A 19,949-nucleotide genomic window follows, 5' to 3' on the forward strand; every position below is an offset into this window, starting at 1 on the left:
CGCGACATATGGCGACAACGCCCCGCAAACGATCAATCCGGCATCGACCGGATGATGTCCGTCAGATCCTCTTTGGTGATTTCATTGGCTTTGATAGCTGCGGCGATGTCTTTTTTCGAGAGAGGAAAACGTTGGAAAATGTCTTTCAACGCATCGGCATCGACGCTCGACAACCAACGAGGATCAATCAATGATCCTCCATACTCGGGCTTCATCGGCACTGGATCGCCGGCAATAACACCCTTGTGATTGAAAAAGACCATGTAACGACTAAAACCTTCGGGATAGCTTTTGTCGTAATAAAGCGTCGTGCTGACGGGCAGCACGTAATAGTGTTCATCATCGCCACGCCCCGCGATCAGCAAGGGTTCTTTGGTCCTGATCATCTCCATGCCATACACCCTGGAAAGCCCGCCACGCAGGACAAACGCCAACGCTGCGACATTGATAACCGTTAGCAGCAGTAGCAACACAACGATCAGTCTGCCTGTTGAATACCTTGTTATTGACATGGTGCGCCTCCATTGCGCGTTGAGCTCTGGTGAAAAAAACGCCGTGTTTCTGTTGCAGACGCTGTTGAAACGAAGGTCTGTTTGCGGGCTCGTCGCAACCGCCGCGCAGCCTAGCAGGCGCCGGCGCTCCGGCCACAATTTTTCATTTTGTGGTCAAGGCAAAAATGCAGACACCCCATGCACATATCCCCGTTGTACACGGCAAATTTGCACTGTTACGATCCGGTAACGCTCGCGCGCGAGCTTCTCGAATAAAGACAATAAAAGCAGGGAGTTAGTGATGACTGCTCAGGCTTCATCCCCGCGGACTTCGTCCATGGATGCCACGCCACACGAAGTGCTGGCCGAGGTTCGCAATCACATCGGTCATCTGACCCTCAATCGCCCCGCCGGCCTCAATGCCCTGACCCTCGACATGGTGCGCCAGCTCCAGCAATACCTGGACGCTTGGGCCGCTGATGCCGATATCCACGCGGTCGTGCTGCGCGGTGCCGGCGAGAAAGCCTTCTGTGCCGGTGGCGACATTCGTTCCCTGTACGACAGCCATAAAAGCGGTGACACGCTGCATGAAGATTTCTTCGTCGAGGAATACGCCCTCGACCTGACGATCCACCACTACCGCAAACCGGTGCTGGCGCTGATGGACGGCTTCGTCCTCGGTGGTGGCATGGGCCTGGTGCAAGGCGCCGATCTGCGGGTGGTCACCGAGAAGAGCCGACTGGCAATGCCGGAAGTGGCCATCGGGTATTTCCCGGATGTCGGCGGCAGTTATTTCCTGCCGCGCATTCCCGGCGAACTGGGCATTTACCTGGGCGTCAGCGGCGTGCAGATTCGCGCGGCAGATGCGCTGTATTGCGGCCTCGCCGACTGGTATCTGGACAGCAGCAAACTCGCCACCCTCGACGAGCAACTCGATCAGTTGCAATGGCACGACACACCGTTGAAAGACCTGCAAAGCCTGTTGGCCCGCCACGCCGTGCAAACCCTGCCGGATGCGCCGCTTGAAGCCTTGCGCCCGGCCATCGATCACTTCTTCGCCTTGCCAGATGTGCCGAGCATCGTCGAGCAATTGCGCGCCGTGACCGTTGCCGACAGCCATGAATGGGCGACCACCACCGCCGACCTGCTGGAAACCCGCTCGCCGCTGGCCATGGGCGTGACCCTGGAAATGCTGCGTCGCGGCCGGCACCTGAGCCTGGAACACTGCTTCGCCCTCGAACTGCATCTGGATCGTCAGTGGTTCGAACGCGGCGACCTGATCGAAGGCGTGCGCGCCTTGCTGATCGACAAAGACAAATCACCACGCTGGAACCCGCCGAGCCTTGCCGCGCTGCACGCCGAGCAGGTCGCGAGTTTCTTCCACGGTTTCGCTGAGAGCGGGAGCTGAGCCATGCACGATCTCGAATTGACTGAAGACCAGGTAATGATCCGCGACATGGCCCGGGACTTCGCCCGTGGCGAAATCGCCCCCCACGCCCAAGCCTGGGAAAAGGCCGGCTGGATCGATGACGGTCTGGTGGCGAAGATGGGCGAACTCGGCCTGCTGGGCATGGTGGTGCCGGAAGAATGGGGCGGCACCTATGTCGACTACGTGGCCTATGCGCTGGCGGTGGAAGAGATTTCCGCCGGTGACGGCGCTACCGGCGCGTTCATGAGCATTCACAACTCGGTGGGCTGCGGGCCGGTGCTCAACTACGGCAGCGAAGAACAGAAACAGACCTGGCTGGCGGATCTGGCCAGTGGCGCGGTGATCGGCTGCTTCTGCCTGACCGAACCCCAGGCCGGCTCCGAAGCACACAACCTGCGCACCCGCGCTGAACTGCGTGACGGGCAATGGGTGATCAACGGCGCCAAGCAATTTGTCAGCAACGGCAAGCGGGCGAAACTGGCGATCGTGTTTGCGGTGACCGATCCGGATCTGGGCAAGCGCGGTATCTCGGCGTTCCTCGTGCCGACCGACACACCGGGTTTCATCGTCGACCGCACCGAACACAAGATGGGCATCCGCGCCTCCGACACCTGCGCGGTGACGCTGAACCATTGCAGCATTCCCGAAGCGAATCTGTTGGGTGAACGCGGTAAAGGCCTGGCGATTGCCCTTTCCAACCTGGAAGGCGGACGCATCGGCATCGCGGCGCAAGCATTGGGCATCGCCCGTGCGGCGTTTGAAGCGGCGCTGGGTTACGCCCGTGATCGGGTGCAGTTCGGCAAGGCGATCATCGAGCACCAGAGCATCGCCAACCTGCTGGCGGACATGCAGATGCAGATCAACGCGGCACGCTTGATGATCCTGCATGCGGCACGGCTGCGCACGGCGGGCAAACCGTGTCTGTCGGAAGCTTCGCAGGCCAAGCTGTTTGCTTCGGAAATGGCTGAGAAGGTGTGCTCGTCAGCGATTCAGATTCATGGCGGGTATGGGTATCTGGAGGATTACCCGGTGGAGAAATATTACCGGGATGCGCGGATTACCCAGATTTATGAGGGGTCCAGCGAGATACAGCGGATGGTGATTGCGCGGGAGTTGAAGAACTACCAACTCTGATTGGGCGCCCCCACGCAATGCGTGGGGGCGAACTCCATTACTTGCCTTGGAACTCCGGCGACCGCTTGGCCACAAACGCCGCCATCCCTTCTTTCTGATCCTGCGTCGCAAACGCCGCATGGAACACCCGACGCTCGAATCGCACGCCTTCAGTCAGGTTCACTTCGAACGCGCGATTCACGCTTTCCTTGACCATCATCGCAATCGGCAACGACTTGCTGGCGATCACCGCCGCGACTTTCAGCGCTTCATCCAGCAGTTCATCACTCGGCACGATCCGCGCGACGATGCCGCAACGCTCGGCTTCAACCGCGTCGATCAAGCGTCCGCTCAGGCACATTTCCATGGCCTTGGCCTTGCCCACGGCGCGGGTCAGGCGCTGGGTGCCGCCCATGCCCGGCAGCACGCCGAGGTTGATTTCCGGCTGGCCGAATTTGGCGTTGTCGCCGGCCAGGATGAAGTCGCACATCAGCGCCAGTTCACAGCCGCCACCGAGGGCGAAGCCGTTGACCGCCGCGATGATCGGCTTGCGGCGGTTGGCCACGCGGTCGCTGTCGCTGAACAGGTCGTCCATGTAGATCTGCGGGTAGGTCAGATCAGCCATTTCCTTGATGTCGGCGCCAGCGGCGAAGGCTTTTTTCGAACCGGTGATGACGATGCAGCCAATGTTCGCATCAGCTTCCAGGCCATCCAGGGCGCGGTTCACTTCGCTGACCAGTTGCGCGTTCAGGGCGTTCAGCGCCTGCGGGCGGTTCAGAGTGATGACGCCGACGCGGCCATGGGTTTCCAGCAAAATCGTTTCGTAACTCATGTGCAGATTCCTTCTCAAAGATTGCGCGAAATGACCATGCGCTGAATGTCGCTGGTGCCTTCGTAAATCTGGCAGACCCGCACGTCGCGGTAGATGCGCTCCAGCGGGAAGTCGTTGAGGTAACCGTAACCGCCGAGGGTTTGCAATGCCATGGAGCAGACCTTCTCGGCCATTTCCGAAGCGAACAGCTTGGCCATCGACGCTTCAACCAGTGCCGGCTGGCCGCTGTCACGCAGGGCGGCGGCGTAATGCACCATCTGCCGCGCCACGGCGATCTGGGTCGCCATGTCCGCCAGGCGGAACGCCACGGCCTGGTGCTCGATGATCGGCTTGCCGAAGGTGTCACGCTCGCGGGCGTAATCACGGGCGGCTTCGAACGCGGCGCGGGCCATGCCCACCGATTGCGAAGCGATGCCGACGCGGCCGCCTTCAAGGTTGGCCAGGGCGATCTTGTAGCCCTCGCCCTCCTCACCCAACCGGTTGGCGACCGGCACTTTCACGTCTTCGAACAGAATCTGACAGGTGTCCGAAGCGTGCTGGCCGAGCTTGTCTTCAATGCGGGCGACTTTGTAGCCCGGCGAGTCGGTCGGCACGATAAAGGCGCTGATCCCGCGTTTGCCAGCGCTCGGGTCGGTGACGGCAAACACGATCACGATCCCGGCGTTCTGCCCGGAGGTGATGAACTGTTTGCAGCCGTTGAGCACGTAGTGATCGCCTTCCAGTCGTGCACGGGTTTTCAGGCTACTGGCATCGGAACCGGCCTGCGGTTCGGTCAACGCGAAAGCACCGAGCATCGCGCCGCTGGCCAACGGTTTGAGGAAGCGTTCGCGCTGGTCGTCGTTACCGAACTTGAGGATCGGCACGCAACCCACCGAGTTGTGCACGCTCATGATCGTCGAGCAGGCGCCGTCGCCGGCGGCGATTTCTTCCAGGGCCATGGCGTAGGCCAGATAACCGGTGTCGCAACCGCCCCACTGCTCCGGCACCAGCATGCCGAAGAAGCCCAGTTCGGCCATTTCACCGATGGCTTCTTTCGGGAAGCGGTGCTCGCGATCCCACTCGGCGGCGAACGGTTTCAGCCGTTCCTCGGCAAACTGCCGGGCCATGTCGCGGATTTGTTGTTGGTCGTCATTGGGAATCATGGCAAATCCTTAAATCGGTTCAGACGCACTCGACGGCCATCGCCGTGGCTTCGCCGCCGCCGATGCAGATCGCCGCGACGCCGCGTTTCAGGCCTTTCTGGCGCAGGGCCGAGAGCAAGGTCACCAGAATCCGCGCGCCGGACGCACCGATCGGATGACCGAGGGCGCAGGCACCGCCATGGATGTTGAGCTTGTCGTGGGGGATTTCCAGGTGGGTCATCGCCGCCATGCCGACCACGGCAAAGGCCTCGTTGACTTCGAACAGATCGACCTGATCCAGCGACCAGCCGGTTTTCTTCATCAGCTTCTTGATCGCGCCGATCGGTGCCACCGGGAACAGGCCCGGGGTGTCAGCGAATGCTGCGTGGCCGTGAATCACCGCCAGTGGTTTCAGACCTTGTTTCTGCGCTTGCGACTGACGCATCAGCACCAGTGCCGCTGCGCCGTCGGAGATCGAACTGGAGTTGGCTGCGGTTACGGTGCCGCCCTCGCGGAACGCTGGTTTCAGCGAAGCGATCTTGTCCAGTTTGGCTTTTGGCGGCTGTTCGTCGTTGCTGATCACAACCTGTTCCTTGCCGACGGTCACGGTCAGCGGAACGATTTCGGCCTTGAAGCTGCCGTCCTTGATCGCCTGCTGGGCGCGGGTGGTCGAGGCGATGGCAAAGGCGTCCTGAGCCTCGCGGCTGAAGTCGTTGGTTTCAGCGCAATCTTCGGCGAAGGTGCCCATCAGGCGCCCCTTGTCGTAGGCGTCTTCGAGACCGTCGAGGAACATCGAATCCAGCACCCGGCCGTGGCCCATGCGGTAACCGGCACGGGCGCGGTCCAGCAGGTACGGCGCGTTGGACATGCTTTCCATGCCGCCGGCGATCACCACATCGGCGCTGCCGGCCAGCAGCATGTCGTGGGCCAGGATGGTGGTTTCCATGCCCGAACCGCACATCTTGTTGACGGTGGTGCAGCGGGTGGATTTGTCCAGCCCGGCACCCAGTGCAGCCTGACGCGCAGGCGCCTGGCCGAGACCGGCTGGCAGTACGCAGCCGAACAACACTTCATCGACCGCATCGGCGGCGACACCGGCACGCTCAACCGCAGCCTTGATTGCAGCGGCGCCCAGTTGCGGCGCAGTCAGGCTTTTCAGTTCGCCTTGGAAGCCGCCCATCGGGGTACGAACGGCACTGACAATGACAATCGGATCGTTGGAGATAGTCATGAGAAATCCTCCTTATTTGGCGGCCATGCGCAAGGCACCGTCGAGACGGATCACCTCGCCGTTGAGCATGCTGTTTTCAATGATATGCCGCACCAGCGCGGCGTACTCGGCAGGTTTGCCCAAGCGCGGCGGGAACGGCACGCCAGCGGCCAGCGAGTCGCGCACTTCCGGGGTCATGCCGGCCATCATCGGGGTTTCGAAAATGCCCGGGGCGATGGTCATCACGCGGATGCCGAAGCGCGCCAGTTCGCGGGCGGCAGGCAGGGTCAGGCTGGCGATGGCGCCTTTGGAAGCGGAATACGCGGCCTGGCCAATCTGGCCGTCGAATGCAGCGACGGAGGCGGTGTTGATGATCACGCCGCGCTCGCCGTCAGCGTTGGCTTCACTTTCGGCAATCGCTGCCGCTGCGAGGCGCAGCATGTTGAAGCTACCGATCAAGTTGACGTTGATCACCTGCGCGAAGCTCGCCAGCGCGTGCGGGCCGTTCTTGCCGAGGATCTTCTCGCCCCGGACGATACCGGCGCAGTTCACCAGACCATTCAGGCTACCGAAAGCTTTTACCGTAGCCTGTACGGCGGCTTCGGCGGCGGTTTCGTTGCTGATGTCGGCCACTACGCTTTGCGCACCGAGGCGCTGAGCCTGAGCGGCGACGGCTTCGGCGTTCATGTCCACCAGCATCACTTTGGCTCCGGCGGCAACCAACAGCTCAGCGGTGGCTGCACCCAGCCCGGACGCACCGCCGGTGACGATAAAAACCTTGTTCTCGATCTGCATGACTGTTTCCTTGGATTCAAGCTGAAACGTTGTGCGCCGCAGCCTCTTGAGCCTTGGCGATTTCCTGGTTGCGCAAGATAAAGCGCTGCAATTTGCCGCTCGGGGTTTTCGGCAACTCGCTGACAAATTCGATTTCACGGGGGTACGAATGCGCGGCCAGACGTTTGCGCACGTGCTGACGCAGTTCTTCAGCCAGCGCCGGTTCGGCGCGGTATTGCGGGTTGAGCACGACGAAGGCTTTCACAAGTTCGGTGCGCTCGGGATCGGGTTTGCCGACCACCGCCGCTTCGACCACCGCCGGGTGCTCGATCAGTGCGCTTTCCACGTCGAACGGCCCGACCCGATAGCCTGAAGTGGTGATCACGTCGTCACTGCGGCCGACGAAGCTGATGCTGCCGTCCGGGTTCCACTCGACGGTGTCGCCGCTCAGGTAGTAATCGCCGACGAAGGCCTTGGTCGGCGCGCCTTCGTAACCGGCGAACCAGCACATCGGCGACTGTGTGCGGTCGATGGCGAGGATGCCGGGCTGACCCACGCCGAGTTCGTTGTTCTGCTCGTCGAGCACCACAATGCGATGGCCCGGCGAGGCAAAACCGGCGGCGCCGAGGTGGATCGGGTGTTCGAGGCCATGGTGATTGCACAGCACCATGCCCAGTTCGGTCTGGCCGTAGTGGTCATGAATGACCACGCCGAGGTTGTCAGCGAACCAGCGGATCACTTCCGGGTTCAACGGCTCGCCGGCGCTGCTGACGATGCGCAGCTTGCCCTTGATCGATTTGGCGAATTCGTCGCCGCCGGCAATCAGCAGGCGATACGCCGTAGGCGAACCGGTGAGGTTGGTGATCCCGTACTTGTTGATCACCCGGCAGGTGCTTTCGAGGGTGAACGGACCATCGTAGAAGGTGATCGGATGGCCCATCGACAACGGGCCGGTGACACCGAAATAAATGCCGTAGGCCCAGCCCGGATCGGCGACGTTCCAGAACGCATCTTCCGGGCGCAGATCCACGGCATCGCGGGTGTAGCTCTGGAACGCCACGACTGCCTTGAGCGGCACCGACAACGCTTTCGACGGGCCGGTGGTGCCCGAGGTGAACATCAGCAGGAACGGGTCTTCGCCGGTCAACATCACCGGTTCGCAGACATTGGAATGGTTGGGCAGTTCGGCCCAGAAACTGAAATCGCCACGGACAATGCCCTGGCCTTTCGGGCCGCCGACGGTGACCAGCGTCGGGCAGTCGGCGACTTCGCTGAGCTTCGGCCGGTTGACCGCATCGGTCACCACCACTTTGGCACCGGAGCTGTTCAGGCGATGTTCGAGGGCTTTGGGGCCAAACGCGGTAAACAACGGTTGATACACCGCGCCGATGCGCCAGGTGGCGAACACGGTGATCAGCAATTCGATATTGCGCGGCAGCAGACCGGCGACCTTGTCGCCCTTCTGCACGCCCTGGGCGAGAAGAAAATTGGCGAAACGCGCGGCTTTGTCCTGCAGATCGCTGAAGGTGTACGTCGCACTGGCGCCGTCGCGGCCTTCCCAGAACAGCGCGATGCGCCCCGGCAAGGCGTGACGGTCACAACATTCGACGCAGGCGTTGAGCGCCTCGAGCGTGCCGCTGAGTGCGGCGTCCACGGTGTGCTGATAATCAAACTGCTGGGTGGCAGACAAGTAATCGCGCATTGCCAGAATCCCTCTGTGTTTTTATTAGGTTGGGGAACCGTAAACAACAGAGGAATACTCGCGCCGCACGCCGGCGGCGGCAATGGTCAAAGCCTTCAAAGTGGATGACTGGTTTGGCCAAGGTTTGCGGCGAATCGAGGATCAGACCGCTTCGTTGAGGATCAGGCTGCGGTAATGCCCAGGATTAGTCCCCGACCACTTGCGAAACGCCTTGTAGAACGAGCTCGCATCGGCAAACCCCAGGCGTGTGGCGATGTCGACAAAACTGATCGAAGGCTCCGCCAGCCAGGTGATCGCCAGTTCCTTGCGTACGCTGTCCTTGAGGCCTTGGTACGTCTGCCCTTCTTCAGCCAGGCGCCGGCGCAGGGTCGAGGCGGACATGCACAACTGCTGGGCCAGGGCTTCGGTTTCCGGCCACTGTTCGGCGGGCAACTGACGCAGATCCTGCTTGATGCGGCTGGCGAGGCTTTCCGGGTCGCGGTACTTCACCAGAATGTTGGCCGGGGCATGGGCGAGGAAACGCTTCAACTCATCGGCACTGCGCTTGATCGGCAGATCCAGCACGTCGGCAGCGAAGATCATCCGCGTGCGTGGCCGATCGAAGCGCAGGTTCTCGGAGAACATCACCCGGTAGTCGTCGCAGAAGTCCGGCGCCGGGCAGCGCAATTCAATGGCCAGGATCGGAATCCGCCGCCCCGCGAGCCAGCAGGCCACGCCGTGGACGATCATCCAATAGGTGAAATAGGTGAAGGCGCGGCGCGGTTCAGGATCGTCCTCCAGCAGGACGATCTCCGCCAGGCTTTGCTGGTGCACCAGTTGCGCCGGCATGCGCTCAAGCATCAGCGACAGGAAATTCAAACCGGCGCTCAAACCGGCAGCCAGATTCGGCTGGGCCATCGCGCTGCGGCAGAGGAATTCCAGGCTGCCGGACTTCAGCTTGCGCGGGTCCATGCCAAAGAACTCGTCATCGCCGCGCCGCGCCAGCAGTCGCCACAACCGTGCGTACTGGCTGGCCGGGACGCGGGCGTCATCGGTGGGCAGCAGCGCCGGATCGATGCCGACCTTGTTCAAGACTTCTTCCGTGGCCACGCCCGGGGCACAACTTTGCAGCAGTGCTTCGCGCACCAGTTGAATGGCGATGGTGTCTTTTTCCGACATGGATCGAGGCAAATCCTGTTGTTGTTCGGGTGGCAGGCATCTTAACGCAGCTGCCCTGGCACGGCTCGCTCCATCCGGGAATGTCCGTTGCGTATTTGAGAATGGTTGATCTTCAAGCTTGTTCAGCTACCGTTCAGGTAAATGTCAATGAGTGCCATGTGAGAATGACTTTCATTATGTTACAACTTGTAACCTCATTTCGTTACACAGTGGATGCCGAATGCTCGTTCCCTTTCTGATCATGCTGCGTGAAGGCATTGAAGCCGCGCTGATCGTTGGCATTATCGCCAGCTACCTGCAACAGACCGGCCGTGGCCAATGGATGCCGGCGGTATGGATCGGCGTATTTCTCGCCGCTGCGCTGGCGCTGCTGGTGGGTGGTGGCCTGGAACTGGTCAGCGCCGAATTCCCGCAGAAACAGCAGGAACTGTTCGAAGGCGTGGTCGGCCTCATCGCTGTGGGCATTCTCAGCTCCATGGTGTTCTGGATGCGCAAGGTCGCGCGTTCGATCAAGCATTCGCTGCAAGCGTCCCTCGATCATGCGCTGACCGCTTCGAAACATCAGGTCATCGCGCTGATCGCCATGGTGTTTTTCGCCGTCGCCCGGGAAGGACTGGAAACCGTGTTCTTCCTGCTCGCCGTGTTCCAGCAGAGCGAAGGCCCGGGCGCGCCGATCGGTGCCCTGCTCGGCCTGATCCTGGCCATCGTCGTCGGTTTCCTGATCTACAGCGGCAGCATGCGCCTGAATCTGTCGGCGTTCTTCCGCTGGACCGGGCTGTTCATCCTCGTGGTCGCCGCCGGGATCCTCTCCAACTCGGTGCAGGCACTGCATGAGGCCGGGGTGTGGAATCACCTGCAAACCGTGCTCTTCGACTTCAGCGCGACGCTGCCGATGGACGGCCCGCTGGGCTCGGTGCTGGCCGGCATGTTCGGTTATCAGGATGCCCCGACCGTCAGCACCCTCGGCGCATACCTGATCTACCTGGTGGTGGCGCTGGTGATGTTCTTCTATCCGGCCTCCGCCCCGGCGCCCAAAGCCGCCGCTTCGAATTCCGCTTCCAGCCAATAAGGGCCTCCATGTCAAAGCCTAATATTCCTCAGGCCTCCCCTCCCCGCGCCTTGCGCTGGGCGGTGGCCGGTTCCGTGGTCGTGATGATCGCCGCCGGTGGCCTGTTCTACTACGCCTCGAAAATGGCTGCGGCCAAGCGTCAGCACAACCATGACGAAGTGGTGGTCAACATCCACCCCGGCAGTTGCGAGCCCAACGAGCTGAGCGTGCCGGCCGGCCGTGCCAGTTTCCGCATCGTCAACCGCTCCGATCGGGCAGTGGAATGGGAAATCCTCGACGGCGTGCTGGTGATCGAAGAGCGCGAAAACATCGCTCCGGGCCTTAGCCAGGTGATCAACGCCAACCTGCAACCCGGCGATTACGCCATCACCTGCGGCCTGCTGAGCAACCCGCGCGGCGTGCTGCATGTGACGCCGACCGCAGCCTCCGATGCCGCCGCCAAGGCCAAGCCGTCGATGGTCGCTTTCGTCGGGCCGCTGTCGGAATTCCGTGTCTATCTGGCCACCCAGAGCAGCGCGCTGATCAGAGCCGTCACGGCGCTCAATCAAGCGATCACCAGCGGCGATCTGGCCCAGGCTCAGGCGGCGTACTTGCCGGCCCGCGCGGCGTATCAGCGTCTGGCTCCGGCCGCACAACGCCTGGCCGAGCTGGACAACAGCATCAACGCCCGCGCCGATTACTTCGAGAAACGCGAGCAGGATCCGGCCTTCGTCGGCTTCCACCGCATCGAGTACGCATTGTTCCAGCAACGCAGCCTCGACGGTCTGTCGCCGGTTGCCGAGCGCCTGTTGGGCGACGTCACCACGCTGAAACAACAGTTGCTGGCCCAGTCGCTGCCACCGGAGCAACTGGTGGAAATCCTCGTGCGCAACCTCAACACCCTGGCCGACGTGCGCGCCGCCAGCGGTGAAGAGGAACGCTACAGCCACGGCGACCTCAACGGTTTTGCAGCGAATCTGGAGACCGCGCACAAAGTCGTCGAACTGTTGCGCCCGATGCTGAGCAAATCCGCCGTCGACCTGCTGCCGAAAATCGACAGCGCGCTGACTGATTTCGATACCACGTTGAACGGTTTCAAGGTCAAGGATGGCTACGCCAGTTACGACACCGTCAACGGTGAGCAACGCAAGCAGATCGCCGACAAGGCCAAGGCTCTGGCCGACGCCCTCGACGCCATTGATCCCGCCCTCGGCCTCTCCGGCCTGTAAGTAGAAGACGAATACCGATGAACGATTCCGAACACTTCAACCTGCAACGTCGCCGCGTACTGATGGGCATGGGCGCCGCCGGTGTCGCACTGGCCGGCACCGCCCTGAGCTGCCCGGCAATGGCCGCCGCCCCTGCGCAAGTCACCGAAGCGCCGAGCAGTGACAAGACCCAGGATCACCACGACTTTCATGGCGCGCACCAGACCGGCATCGTTACCCCGCGTCCGGCGTCCGGCATGCTGGTGTCGTTCGATGTGCTGGCCAGCGACCGCGAAGACCTCGAACGTCTGTTCCGCACCCTCAACGAGCGCATCGCGTTCCTGATGAAGGGCGGCCCGGTGGCGCAGATCGACCCGAAATTGCCGCCACCGGATTCCGGCATCCTCGGCCCGGTGGTCACACCGGACAACCTGACCATCACCGTGTCGGTGGGCGAATCGCTGTTCGACGAGCGTTTCGGCCTCGCCTCTGCCAAGCCCAAGCGCCTGATCCGCATGGTCGGCTTCCCCAACGACGCGCTGGAAGCCGATTGCTGCCACGGCGACCTGAGCCTTCAGTTCTGCTCCAACACCGCCGACACCAACATCCACGCCCTGCGCGACATCGTGAAGAACCTGCCGGACCTGCTGCTGGTGCGCTGGAAACAGGAAGGCAGCGTGCCGCCGCAAGCCCCGGCGAAACCCGGTGTGCCAGCGCAATCGGCGCGTAACTTCCTCGGTTTCCGCGATGGTTCGGCCAACCCGGATTCCAACGATGGCAAAGCCATGGATCGCATTGTGTGGGTGCAACCGGGCAGCGACGAGCCGGCCTGGGCCGTTCACGGCAGTTATCAGGCGGTGCGGATCATCCGCAACTTCGTCGAACGCTGGGACCGCACACCGTTGCAGGAGCAGGAAAGCATCATCGGCCGCGTGAAAACCACCGGCGCGCCGATGGGCGCGAGCCATGAGACCGAAGTCCCGGACTACAGCAAGGACCCGGAAGGCAAGCTGACCAAGCTCGACGCGCACATCCGCCTGGCCAACCCGCGCACCGCCGCGAGCCAGGCCAACCTGATCCTGCGCCGGCCGTTCAACTATTCCAACGGCGTGAACAAGAACGGCCAGCTCGATATGGGCCTGCTGTTCATCTGCTACCAGGCCGATCTGGAAAAAGGCTTCATCACCGTGCAGACCCGCCTCAATGGCGAGCCGCTGGAGGAATACCTCAAGCCGGTCGGCGGCGGTTACTTCTTCACCCTGCCGGGTGTTACGGGCGACAAGGATTTCATCGGTCGCTCGTTGCTCAACGCTACCCAACCAAAAACAACTGCATAGCATTCAACAGGAGCCGCCCCCATGAAAAAGACGCCCATCGCGTTATTGCTGACCCTCGGTCTACTCAACACCCCGCTGTCGGCGTTCGCGGCGACCGCGCCGCTGGATCTGGTCGGGCCGGTTTCGGACTACAAGATCTACGTCACCGAGCAACTGGACCAACTGGGCACCCACACCAAGCAATTCACCGATGCCGTGAAAAAGGGCGACCTGGCCACCGCGCAAAAGCTCTATGCACCGACCCGCGTCTACTACGAGTCGATCGAGCCGATTGCCGAGCTGTTCAGTGACCTCGATGCATCCATCGACTCCCGCGTCGATGACCACGAAAAGGGTGTGAAGGCTGAAGACTTCACCGGTTTCCACCGCCTCGAGTACTCGCTGTTCTCGGAGAAGAGCACCCAGGGCCTGAACGATCTGGCCGACAAACTGGATAAAGACGTCCAGGACCTGCAGACCCGCGTCGCCGGCCTGACCTTCCCGCCCGAGAAAGTCGTCGGTGGTGCTGCCGCACTGCTGGAAGAAGTCGCTGCCACCAAGATCTCCGGTGAAGAAGACCGTTACAGCCACACCGACCTCTATGACTTCCAGGGCAACATCGACGGCGCGAAGAAAATCGTCGACCTGTTCCGTCCGCAGATCGAAAAACAGGACAAGGCCTTCGTGGCCAAAGTCGACAAGAACTTCGCCACCGTGGACAAGATCCTGGCCAAGTACAAGACCAAGGACGGCGGCTTCGAGACCTATGACAAAGTGAAGGAAAACGACCGCAAGGCGCTGGTCGGCCCGGTCAATACCCTGGCCGAAGACCTGTCGACCTTGCGTGGCAAGCTCGGTCTGAACTGAGTTCGGCGCATAAAAAATCCCCCGGACGCGTCCTGCGTTCGGGGGATTCTTGTTTTCCGGTCTTACAGAATCCGGTACAGCAACCGCTCGACCCGTACCCGGCTCACGCGTTTGAGGAACTTGGCCACCCCGCTCGGGTAATCCGGCAAGGCTTCCAGATCCTGGAATCGTGCGATTCGCTGGGTGTGTTCGAAGATGTTTTCCAGCTCCAGACGCCGAGGCTCCAGCCACTCGCCTTTCGGGTCATCGATCAGCAAGGCGTTTTCCAGATCGAGACGGAACGCCCGCGGGTTGAGGTTGTTGCCGGTCAGCAAGGTGTAGCGCTGATCGATCCACATGCCCTTGAGGTGATAGCTGTTGTCGCCCTCACGCCACAGATGCAGGTTCAACTGACCGCTGTCGATGTTGCGCTGATGGCGCTTGGCGAAACGGCGCAGGCTGATCTCGTAGAGATACGGCAGCGCGGCGATCACCTTGAACGGCTCGGTCGGCGGAATGTAGAAGTCGTTGGCGGTCTTGTCGCCGACCACGATGTCGATTTTCACGCCGCGAGCCAGCGCCCGGTTGATCTCGCGGATCACTCCCAGTGGCAGGTTGAAGTACGGCGTGCAGATGGTCAGTTGCTTCTGGGCGCTGGCGATCAGCTCCAGAATCACCCGGTTCAGCGGGTTGTTCTTGCCCACACCGAGCAACGGGCTGACGGACAGGCCGGTATGCGCCGTGCTGCCGGCGCTGGTGTCGTACGTCGCGTATTTGAGGCGGCTGCGCAGGTCGCCGATGTCGTTGCGCAGGCTGCGGGTGGTCGGCAGGTTCGGCAGGTCGAGGCGATGCACCGCTTTCGATTCGATCAGGCCGTGCTTGACCAGATGGTGCATCGAGTCCGCCAGTTCCCGGCTCTGCAGCACGTGATAACGGTCGAAGCGGTACTTGTCGAACTTGTGCAGGTAGACGTTGTTCAGGCTCGCACCGCTGTAGACCAGGCAATCGTCGATCACGAAGCCTTTGAGGTGCAGCACGCCGAACAGCTCACGAGTCTGCACCGGCACGCCGTAGACCGGCACCACGCTCTGGTGGGTGCGAGTCATTTCCTGATACCAGGCCGAGTTGCCCGGCTGCTTGCCGGCACCGATCAAGCCGCGCTGGGCGCGCAGCCAGTCGACGACCACAACGATTTCAAGCTCGGGACGCTTGAGTTTGGCGGCGTGCAAGGCATCGAGGATTTCCTGACCGGCTTCGTCATTTTGCAGATAGAGCGCGACGAGGTAGATGCGCTGGGTCGCCTGGGCGATTTTCTCCAGCAGGCAACGACGGAACTCGGCGGCGCCGGACAGAATGGTCACGGCCTCGGCGGTCAGCGGAAAGCTGCGCAACTTGGGCAGCAGAGAGCGTTTGAAAAGCAACGGCATAGGGCTCGCAATGGGTCGAATCCGAAGAACCCGAGAGCTTACACCATCAACTCCTTCGGGTCTTGTGAGTGTCTGTAATAACTTCATCGCCAGCCGGGTCGCTCTCACAGTGGATCGCCGTTCAAATGTGGGAGCGAGCTTGCTCGCGAAAGCCATTTCAAAATCAGCGCTTGACCAAGGAGAACGATCGTTCTACTGTTCGCCACATGAACGAAATCACTAGCAACGACACGACCCGCGACATCATTCTGGATGTCACCGAAAAGTTGATCTACAAAAGTGGCATCGCCGCCACCGGGATGGATCTTCTGGTGAAAACCGCCGGTGTCTCCAGAAAGAGTATCTACCGCTACTTCGCCAACAAGGAGGAGCTGACCGTCGCCGCCCTGCAGCGCCGCGACGTGCGCTGGATGCACTGGTACAGAAGCGCCGTCGATCAGGCCGAAACCCCGGCCGATCGCCTGCTCAACCTGTTTACCGTGCTCAAGGGCTGGTTCGCCTCGGAAGGCTTCCGGGGCTGCGCCTTCATCAATACCAGTGGCGAAACCGGCGATCCGCAGGATCCGGTGCGCCAGGTCGCCAAAGACCACAAACAAAAGCTGCTCGACTACGTGTGCGAGCTGTGTACCGAACATGGTGCCGAGGACCCGCAACTGCTGGCCAAACAGTTGCTGATCCTGATTGACGGCGCCATTACCGTAGCGCTTGTGATGGGTGATCACAGTGCCGCCGATAATGCGCAATGCATGGCGCGAAAGTTATTGGACCTGTAAAGCCTCAATAAGCGACAAGTTGTTCAATCGTTAATTTGATCGGGAGACAAACATGTCTACTGCAGCCGAAGTGCGTCCGCCATTGCCACCCTTCAACCGTGAATCGGCCATTGAAAAAGTTCGCCTGGCCGAAGATGGCTGGAATTCCCGCGACCCGCACCGCGTATCGCTGGCTTATACCCTCGACACAAAGTGGCGCAACCGCGCCGAATTCGCCAACAACCGCGAAGAAGCAAAAGGCTTCCTGACCCGCAAATGGGCCAAGGAACTGGATTACCGCCTGATCAAGGAGCTCTGGGCGTATTCCGACACCCGCATCGCCGTGCGCTACGCCTACGAATGGCACGACGACTCGGGCAACTGGTTCCGTTCCTACGGCAACGAAAACTGGGAGTTCGACGAGCACGGCCTGATGTTCCAGCGTTATGCCTGCATCAACGACATGCCGATCAAGGAAAGCGAGCGCAAGTTCCACTGGCCGCTGGGCCGACGCCCGGATGATCATCCTGGACTGTCCGAACTCGGTCTGTAATTCAGCCGATCCCTCCTGCACAAAATGCAGGAGGGATTCTCAGGCAACTTCGGCAGTCGGGACCGATTGCGCTTTTGCTTCCAGCTCCCGCACCAAAGGCAACACTCGCTTGCCGAAATACTCCACCTCTTCCTGAAAGTGCAGGAACCCCGCCAACACCAGATCCACTCCCACCGTTTTCAACGCCACGATCCGCTCGGCAATCTGCTGAGGCGTGCCGATCAGATTGGTCTTGAAGCCATCGTTGTACTGCACCAGATCTTCAAACGTCGATTTCGCCCAGTTGCCCTCACCCTCCGGCGATGCCCTGCCCGCCTGTTTCGCGGCATCACCAAAGGCATTCACCGCTTCCGGATCCGCCTGATCAATGATCTGTGCCAACACCGCTTTGGCTTCTTCTTCGGTATCCCGGGCAATGACAAACGCATTCACCCCGATTTTGACTGAATGATGGTTCGCTGCCGCTTTTGCGCGAATGTCATCGACCTGGGCCTTGATGCCTTCGACGCTGTTGCCGTTGGTGAAATACCAGTCCGACACCCGTGCCGCCATATCCCGCGCCGCACGGGAGCTGCCGCCCTGAAAGATTTCCGGCCGGCCCAGCGGTTTAGGCTTGAGGCTGTAGTTGTCGAAACGATAGAAATCGCCACGGAAGGTGAAGTTGTCCTGGCTCCAGATCCCTCGCAATGAACGGATGAACTCTTCCGAGCGACGATAGCGCTCGTCGTGCTCCAGCCAGTGTTCGCCAATGGCCTGGAACTCACCCTTGAACCAGCCACTGACGATGTTCACCGCGATCCGGCCGTTGGTGAGTTGATCGATGGTCGCCAACTGTTTGGCCGCCAGCGCCGGTTGCCACGGGCCGGGCAGAATGGCGGCGATGACTTTGAGCTTGCTGGTGGCGGCGAGCAGCGCGTGGCTGAACGCCACCGATTCATGCTGGAACTCGGCGCCGTAGCCGGCGGTGAAACGGATCTGCGTCAGGGCGTATTCGAAGCCCGCCGCCTCGGCCAGTTGCGCCAGTTTGCGGTTGTAGTCGATGCCCCAGTCGGTACGTTGTTCGATCTTGCTGACCACCAGCCCACCGCTGACGTTCGGCACCCAGTAGGCAAATTTCACGGCTTGCTGACTCATTGGCGTGTCCTCGGGACAGTTGATGACGGTGAGAGAGGTAGAGCAGCAAGCGTGCCAGCCTCGACAGCCCGGTTTTATTGTGGCTTCAGGTGATCGGGATGCATGACGGGAGGGTGATTTGTTGTGTGCGTGTTGGCTGGGCAACAGTTGAGCAGTCGGTGCCCGGGCCTTATGGGTCGCCGCAACACCCGGAAATGAGTAACATGACTGCCCTCCCCGCAGCCCAGCTCTGCAACCTGCCGAATAAGCCGATTCCATGCCTTTCGAACTCAGCGTTGACCTCACTACCCTGGCCGTTCTGGCCCTTGTCGCTTTCATTGCCGGATTCATCGACGCCATCGCCGGCGGTGGCGGCCTGTTGACCACACCTGCGTTGCTCACCGCCGGGCTGCCGCCACATCTGGTGCTGGGCACCAACAAGTTGAGTTCGACCTTCGGCTCGGCCACCGCCAGTTTCACCTTCTACCGGCGCAAGCTGTTTCACCCACGGCAGTGGATGCACGCGATCGTTGGCACCTTGGTCGGCGCACTGACCGGCGCCATCGTCGCCCACTATCTGCCAGCCGAGTGGCTGAACAAGATGCTGCCGGTGATCGTCTTCGCCTGCGGCCTGTACCTGTTGTTTGGCGGCACGCCGAAGGCACCGCTGGACAGCGACGCACCGATCAAGAAGAAGTGGCAATCGACCCAGGGCTTCAGCCTCGGTTTCTACGACGGCGTGGCTGGCCCCGGCACTGGCGCGTTCTGGACCGTCAGCAGCCTGCTGCTCTATCCGATCGATCTGGTCAAAGCCAGCGGTGTGGCGCGCAGCATGAACTTCGTCAGCAACATTGCGGCGCTGTCGGTGTTCGTGTTTTCCGGGCAGGTGGACTGGATCATCGGCCTGAGCATGGGCCTGTCGGTGATGGTCGGCGCGTTCTTCGGGGCGCGCACCGCGATCAGCGGCGGCGCCAAGTTCATTCGTCCGGTGTTCATCACCGTGGTGCTGGGGTTGACCGTGCGTCTAGCCTGGCAACACTGGTTCAGCGTGGCCTAAGCGCCGCGCCACGTAGACGTCGATCAGGTAACGGGCAATCGATTTGGACGCCGGCAACGGCGGCAAATCGTGCACGTTGAACCACTGGGCGTCCTCGATCTCGTCTTCCTGACAGACAATTTCGCCGCCGGCGTATTCGGCATGGAAACCCAGCATCATCGAGTGCGGGAACGGCCAGCACTGGCTGCCCAGGTACTGGATGTTCTTCACTTCGATGCTGACTTCCTCGCGCACTTCGCGAATCAGGCAATCCTCGGCTGACTCCCCAGGCTCCGCAAACCCCGCCAGCGTGCTGTAGACCCCGGTGACGAAACGCGGCGAACGCGCCAGGAGCACTTCATCGCCACGAGTCACCAGCACGATCATGCTCGGCGAAATACGCGGATAACTGCGCAGATCGCACGGTTGGCAATACATCGCCCGCTCCCGTGGCACTTGAGTCATGGCCTGACCGCAGTTGCCGCAGAAACGGTGTTCACGGGCCCAGGTGCCGATCTGCGCGGCGTAGCCCAGCACTTTGTAGATCGTGTGATCGCCGTCGAGCATGAACGCCCGCAAGCCTTTCCAGTTGCAGCCCGGCACCTCGCTGGCGCTGCGCAGTTCCAGCAGGTAGACCGGCTCGCCATCGAGATGGCCGATGCCATGCTCGGCGAGGATCGACAAGTCCTGGCGCTTGAGCCATTCCCGGGGGAACAGCACGCCGTTGTCATCGAACAGAAAACCCTCGGGGCTGCGCGCGACGGCCCAGCCGCCCGGTTGATCGGTGTCCAGTACTGCGGTGGTCCAGCGAGATGTCATG

19 protein-coding genes are annotated in these 19,949 nt (G+C 61.3%); 9 read left to right on the top strand and 10 right to left on the bottom strand.

The genetic code is table 11. From position 1 onward, the window contains the following. Positions 1–32: 32 nt before the first annotated feature. Complete coding sequence (locus AC1RMX_RS06075; RefSeq protein ID WP_493071030.1) at positions 33–512, bottom strand: hypothetical protein; 480 nt, start codon at positions 510–512, stop codon at positions 33–35. 280 nt (positions 513–792) lie between these two features. Here AC1RMX_RS06075 and AC1RMX_RS06080 point away from each other — a divergent pair, with 280 nt between their 5' ends. Both AC1RMX_RS06080 and AC1RMX_RS06085 read left to right on the top strand, forming a co-directional pair. After that, positions 793–1,899: an enoyl-CoA hydratase/isomerase family protein gene (locus AC1RMX_RS06080; protein ID WP_493071032.1), complete on the top strand. Its 1,107-nt coding sequence runs from the start codon at positions 793–795 to the stop codon at positions 1,897–1,899. A gap of 3 nt (positions 1,900–1,902) precedes the next feature. After that, positions 1,903–3,054 (top strand): acyl-CoA dehydrogenase family protein, encoded by a 1,152-nt coding sequence (locus tag AC1RMX_RS06085; RefSeq protein ID WP_493071034.1) that lies wholly within the window; start codon positions 1,903–1,905, stop codon positions 3,052–3,054. A 37-nt stretch (positions 3,055–3,091) separates the two neighbouring features. On the opposite strand, the gene AC1RMX_RS06090 is transcribed toward AC1RMX_RS06085, so the two are convergent. From AC1RMX_RS06090 to AC1RMX_RS06115, 6 genes are all read right to left on the bottom strand, one after another. Beyond that, entirely contained in the window at positions 3,092–3,865 is a 774-nt protein-coding gene (locus AC1RMX_RS06090) for an enoyl-CoA hydratase (RefSeq protein WP_085730850.1), read from the bottom strand. A 14-nt stretch (positions 3,866–3,879) separates the two neighbouring features. Continuing rightward, the gene (locus tag AC1RMX_RS06095; protein ID WP_493071036.1) at positions 3,880–5,007 is read right to left on the bottom strand and encodes an acyl-CoA dehydrogenase; all 1,128 of its coding nucleotides are present in this window, start codon (positions 5,005–5,007) and stop codon (positions 3,880–3,882) included. A gap of 19 nt (positions 5,008–5,026) precedes the next feature. Continuing rightward, a complete protein-coding gene (locus tag AC1RMX_RS06100; protein ID WP_085745585.1) occupies positions 5,027–6,217 on the bottom strand; it encodes an acetyl-CoA C-acyltransferase in 1,191 nt (396 codons plus the stop codon). Positions 6,218–6,229: 12 nt separating this feature from the next. Beyond that, on the bottom strand, positions 6,230–6,991 hold the full coding sequence (locus tag AC1RMX_RS06105) for an SDR family NAD(P)-dependent oxidoreductase (RefSeq protein WP_096821481.1): 762 nt from the start codon (positions 6,989–6,991) through the stop codon (positions 6,230–6,232). A gap of 16 nt (positions 6,992–7,007) precedes the next feature. Next, positions 7,008–8,672, bottom strand: a complete 1,665-nt coding sequence (locus AC1RMX_RS06110) for an AMP-binding protein (protein ID WP_096821482.1) — start codon at positions 8,670–8,672, stop codon at positions 7,008–7,010. Positions 8,673–8,813: 141 nt separating this feature from the next. Continuing rightward, the gene (locus AC1RMX_RS06115; protein ID WP_493071038.1) at positions 8,814–9,830 is read right to left on the bottom strand and encodes an AraC family transcriptional regulator; all 1,017 of its coding nucleotides are present in this window, start codon (positions 9,828–9,830) and stop codon (positions 8,814–8,816) included. 220 nt (positions 9,831–10,050) lie between these two features. Between AC1RMX_RS06115 and efeU the strand changes: the two genes are divergently transcribed. The 4 genes from efeU to efeO (AC1RMX_RS06135) are packed head-to-tail and all read left to right on the top strand — an operon-like array spanning position 10,051 to position 14,269. Further along, positions 10,051–10,899 carry an iron uptake transporter permease EfeU gene (efeU, locus tag AC1RMX_RS06120; protein WP_493071040.1) on the top strand — a complete coding sequence of 283 codons (849 nt, stop codon included), beginning with the start codon at positions 10,051–10,053 and terminating at the stop codon, positions 10,897–10,899. 8 nt (positions 10,900–10,907) lie between these two features. Beyond that, the gene (gene efeO, locus AC1RMX_RS06125) at positions 10,908–12,107 is read left to right on the top strand and encodes an iron uptake system protein EfeO (protein ID WP_192558072.1); all 1,200 of its coding nucleotides are present in this window, start codon (positions 10,908–10,910) and stop codon (positions 12,105–12,107) included. Between the two features lie 17 nt (positions 12,108–12,124). Continuing rightward, complete coding sequence (gene efeB / locus AC1RMX_RS06130) at positions 12,125–13,423, top strand: iron uptake transporter deferrochelatase/peroxidase subunit (RefSeq protein WP_192558073.1); 1,299 nt, start codon at positions 12,125–12,127, stop codon at positions 13,421–13,423. A gap of 21 nt (positions 13,424–13,444) precedes the next feature. Then, positions 13,445–14,269, top strand: coding sequence for an iron uptake system protein EfeO (efeO, locus tag AC1RMX_RS06135; RefSeq protein WP_096821487.1), 825 nt, complete (start codon positions 13,445–13,447; stop codon positions 14,267–14,269). A gap of 62 nt (positions 14,270–14,331) precedes the next feature. Here efeO (AC1RMX_RS06135) and pssA read toward each other — a convergent pair whose 3' ends face one another. Then, the gene (pssA, locus tag AC1RMX_RS06140) at positions 14,332–15,675 is read right to left on the bottom strand and encodes a CDP-diacylglycerol--serine O-phosphatidyltransferase (RefSeq protein ID WP_493071043.1); all 1,344 of its coding nucleotides are present in this window, start codon (positions 15,673–15,675) and stop codon (positions 14,332–14,334) included. Between the two features lie 206 nt (positions 15,676–15,881). Here pssA and AC1RMX_RS06145 point away from each other — a divergent pair, with 206 nt between their 5' ends. Then, positions 15,882–16,448 carry a TetR/AcrR family transcriptional regulator gene (locus AC1RMX_RS06145; protein ID WP_192558074.1) on the top strand — a complete coding sequence of 189 codons (567 nt, stop codon included), beginning with the start codon at positions 15,882–15,884 and terminating at the stop codon, positions 16,446–16,448. A 52-nt stretch (positions 16,449–16,500) separates the two neighbouring features. Beyond that, positions 16,501–16,980 carry a nuclear transport factor 2 family protein gene (locus AC1RMX_RS06150; RefSeq protein ID WP_096821490.1) on the top strand — a complete coding sequence of 160 codons (480 nt, stop codon included), beginning with the start codon at positions 16,501–16,503 and terminating at the stop codon, positions 16,978–16,980. Positions 16,981–17,019: 39 nt separating this feature from the next. On the opposite strand, the gene sfnG is transcribed toward AC1RMX_RS06150, so the two are convergent. Next, positions 17,020–18,114 (bottom strand): dimethylsulfone monooxygenase SfnG, encoded by a 1,095-nt coding sequence (sfnG, locus tag AC1RMX_RS06155; RefSeq protein ID WP_493071045.1) that lies wholly within the window; start codon positions 18,112–18,114, stop codon positions 17,020–17,022. Positions 18,115–18,370: 256 nt separating this feature from the next. Between sfnG and AC1RMX_RS06160 the strand changes: the two genes are divergently transcribed. Further along, on the top strand, positions 18,371–19,150 hold the full coding sequence (locus tag AC1RMX_RS06160; protein ID WP_027611974.1) for a TSUP family transporter: 780 nt from the start codon (positions 18,371–18,373) through the stop codon (positions 19,148–19,150). Here the strand turns inward: AC1RMX_RS06160 and nudC are convergent. Next, positions 19,118–19,948 carry an NAD(+) diphosphatase gene (nudC, locus tag AC1RMX_RS06165; RefSeq protein ID WP_493071047.1) on the bottom strand — a complete coding sequence of 277 codons (831 nt, stop codon included), beginning with the start codon at positions 19,946–19,948 and terminating at the stop codon, positions 19,118–19,120. The genes AC1RMX_RS06160 and nudC overlap by 33 nt on opposite strands. Position 19,949: the final 1 nt, after the last annotated feature.

The sequence above is a fragment of the Pseudomonas sp. GW822-FHT03F04 genome (assembly GCF_058801405.1).

Coding starts and splice junctions, on each gene's coding strand:
- efeO (WP_192558072.1), top strand. CDS start 10,908: ATGTCAAAGCCTAATATTCCTCAGGCCTCCCCTCCCCGCGCCTTGCGC.
- AC1RMX_RS06150 (WP_096821490.1), top strand. CDS start 16,501: ATGTCTACTGCAGCCGAAGTGCGTCCGCCATTGCCACCCTTCAACCGT.
- AC1RMX_RS06095 (WP_493071036.1), bottom strand. CDS start 5,007: ATGATTCCCAATGACGACCAACAACAAATCCGCGACATGGCCCGGCAG.
- efeU (WP_493071040.1), top strand. CDS start 10,051: ATGCTCGTTCCCTTTCTGATCATGCTGCGTGAAGGCATTGAAGCCGCG.
- AC1RMX_RS06090 (WP_085730850.1), bottom strand. CDS start 3,865: ATGAGTTACGAAACGATTTTGCTGGAAACCCATGGCCGCGTCGGCGTC.
- AC1RMX_RS06075 (WP_493071030.1), bottom strand. CDS start 512: ATGTCAATAACAAGGTATTCAACAGGCAGACTGATCGTTGTGTTGCTA.
- AC1RMX_RS06105 (WP_096821481.1), bottom strand. CDS start 6,991: ATGCAGATCGAGAACAAGGTTTTTATCGTCACCGGCGGTGCGTCCGGG.
- AC1RMX_RS06100 (WP_085745585.1), bottom strand. CDS start 6,217: ATGACTATCTCCAACGATCCGATTGTCATTGTCAGTGCCGTTCGTACC.
- efeB (WP_192558073.1), top strand. CDS start 12,125: ATGAACGATTCCGAACACTTCAACCTGCAACGTCGCCGCGTACTGATG.
- AC1RMX_RS06085 (WP_493071034.1), top strand. CDS start 1,903: ATGCACGATCTCGAATTGACTGAAGACCAGGTAATGATCCGCGACATG.
- AC1RMX_RS06145 (WP_192558074.1), top strand. CDS start 15,882: ATGAACGAAATCACTAGCAACGACACGACCCGCGACATCATTCTGGAT.
- AC1RMX_RS06110 (WP_096821482.1), bottom strand. CDS start 8,672: ATGCGCGATTACTTGTCTGCCACCCAGCAGTTTGATTATCAGCACACC.
- pssA (WP_493071043.1), bottom strand. CDS start 15,675: ATGCCGTTGCTTTTCAAACGCTCTCTGCTGCCCAAGTTGCGCAGCTTT.
- nudC (WP_493071047.1), bottom strand. CDS start 19,948: ATGACATCTCGCTGGACCACCGCAGTACTGGACACCGATCAACCGGGC.
- AC1RMX_RS06160 (WP_027611974.1), top strand. CDS start 18,371: ATGCCTTTCGAACTCAGCGTTGACCTCACTACCCTGGCCGTTCTGGCC.
- sfnG (WP_493071045.1), bottom strand. CDS start 18,114: ATGAGTCAGCAAGCCGTGAAATTTGCCTACTGGGTGCCGAACGTCAGC.
- efeO (WP_096821487.1), top strand. CDS start 13,445: ATGAAAAAGACGCCCATCGCGTTATTGCTGACCCTCGGTCTACTCAAC.
- AC1RMX_RS06115 (WP_493071038.1), bottom strand. CDS start 9,830: ATGTCGGAAAAAGACACCATCGCCATTCAACTGGTGCGCGAAGCACTG.
- AC1RMX_RS06080 (WP_493071032.1), top strand. CDS start 793: ATGACTGCTCAGGCTTCATCCCCGCGGACTTCGTCCATGGATGCCACG.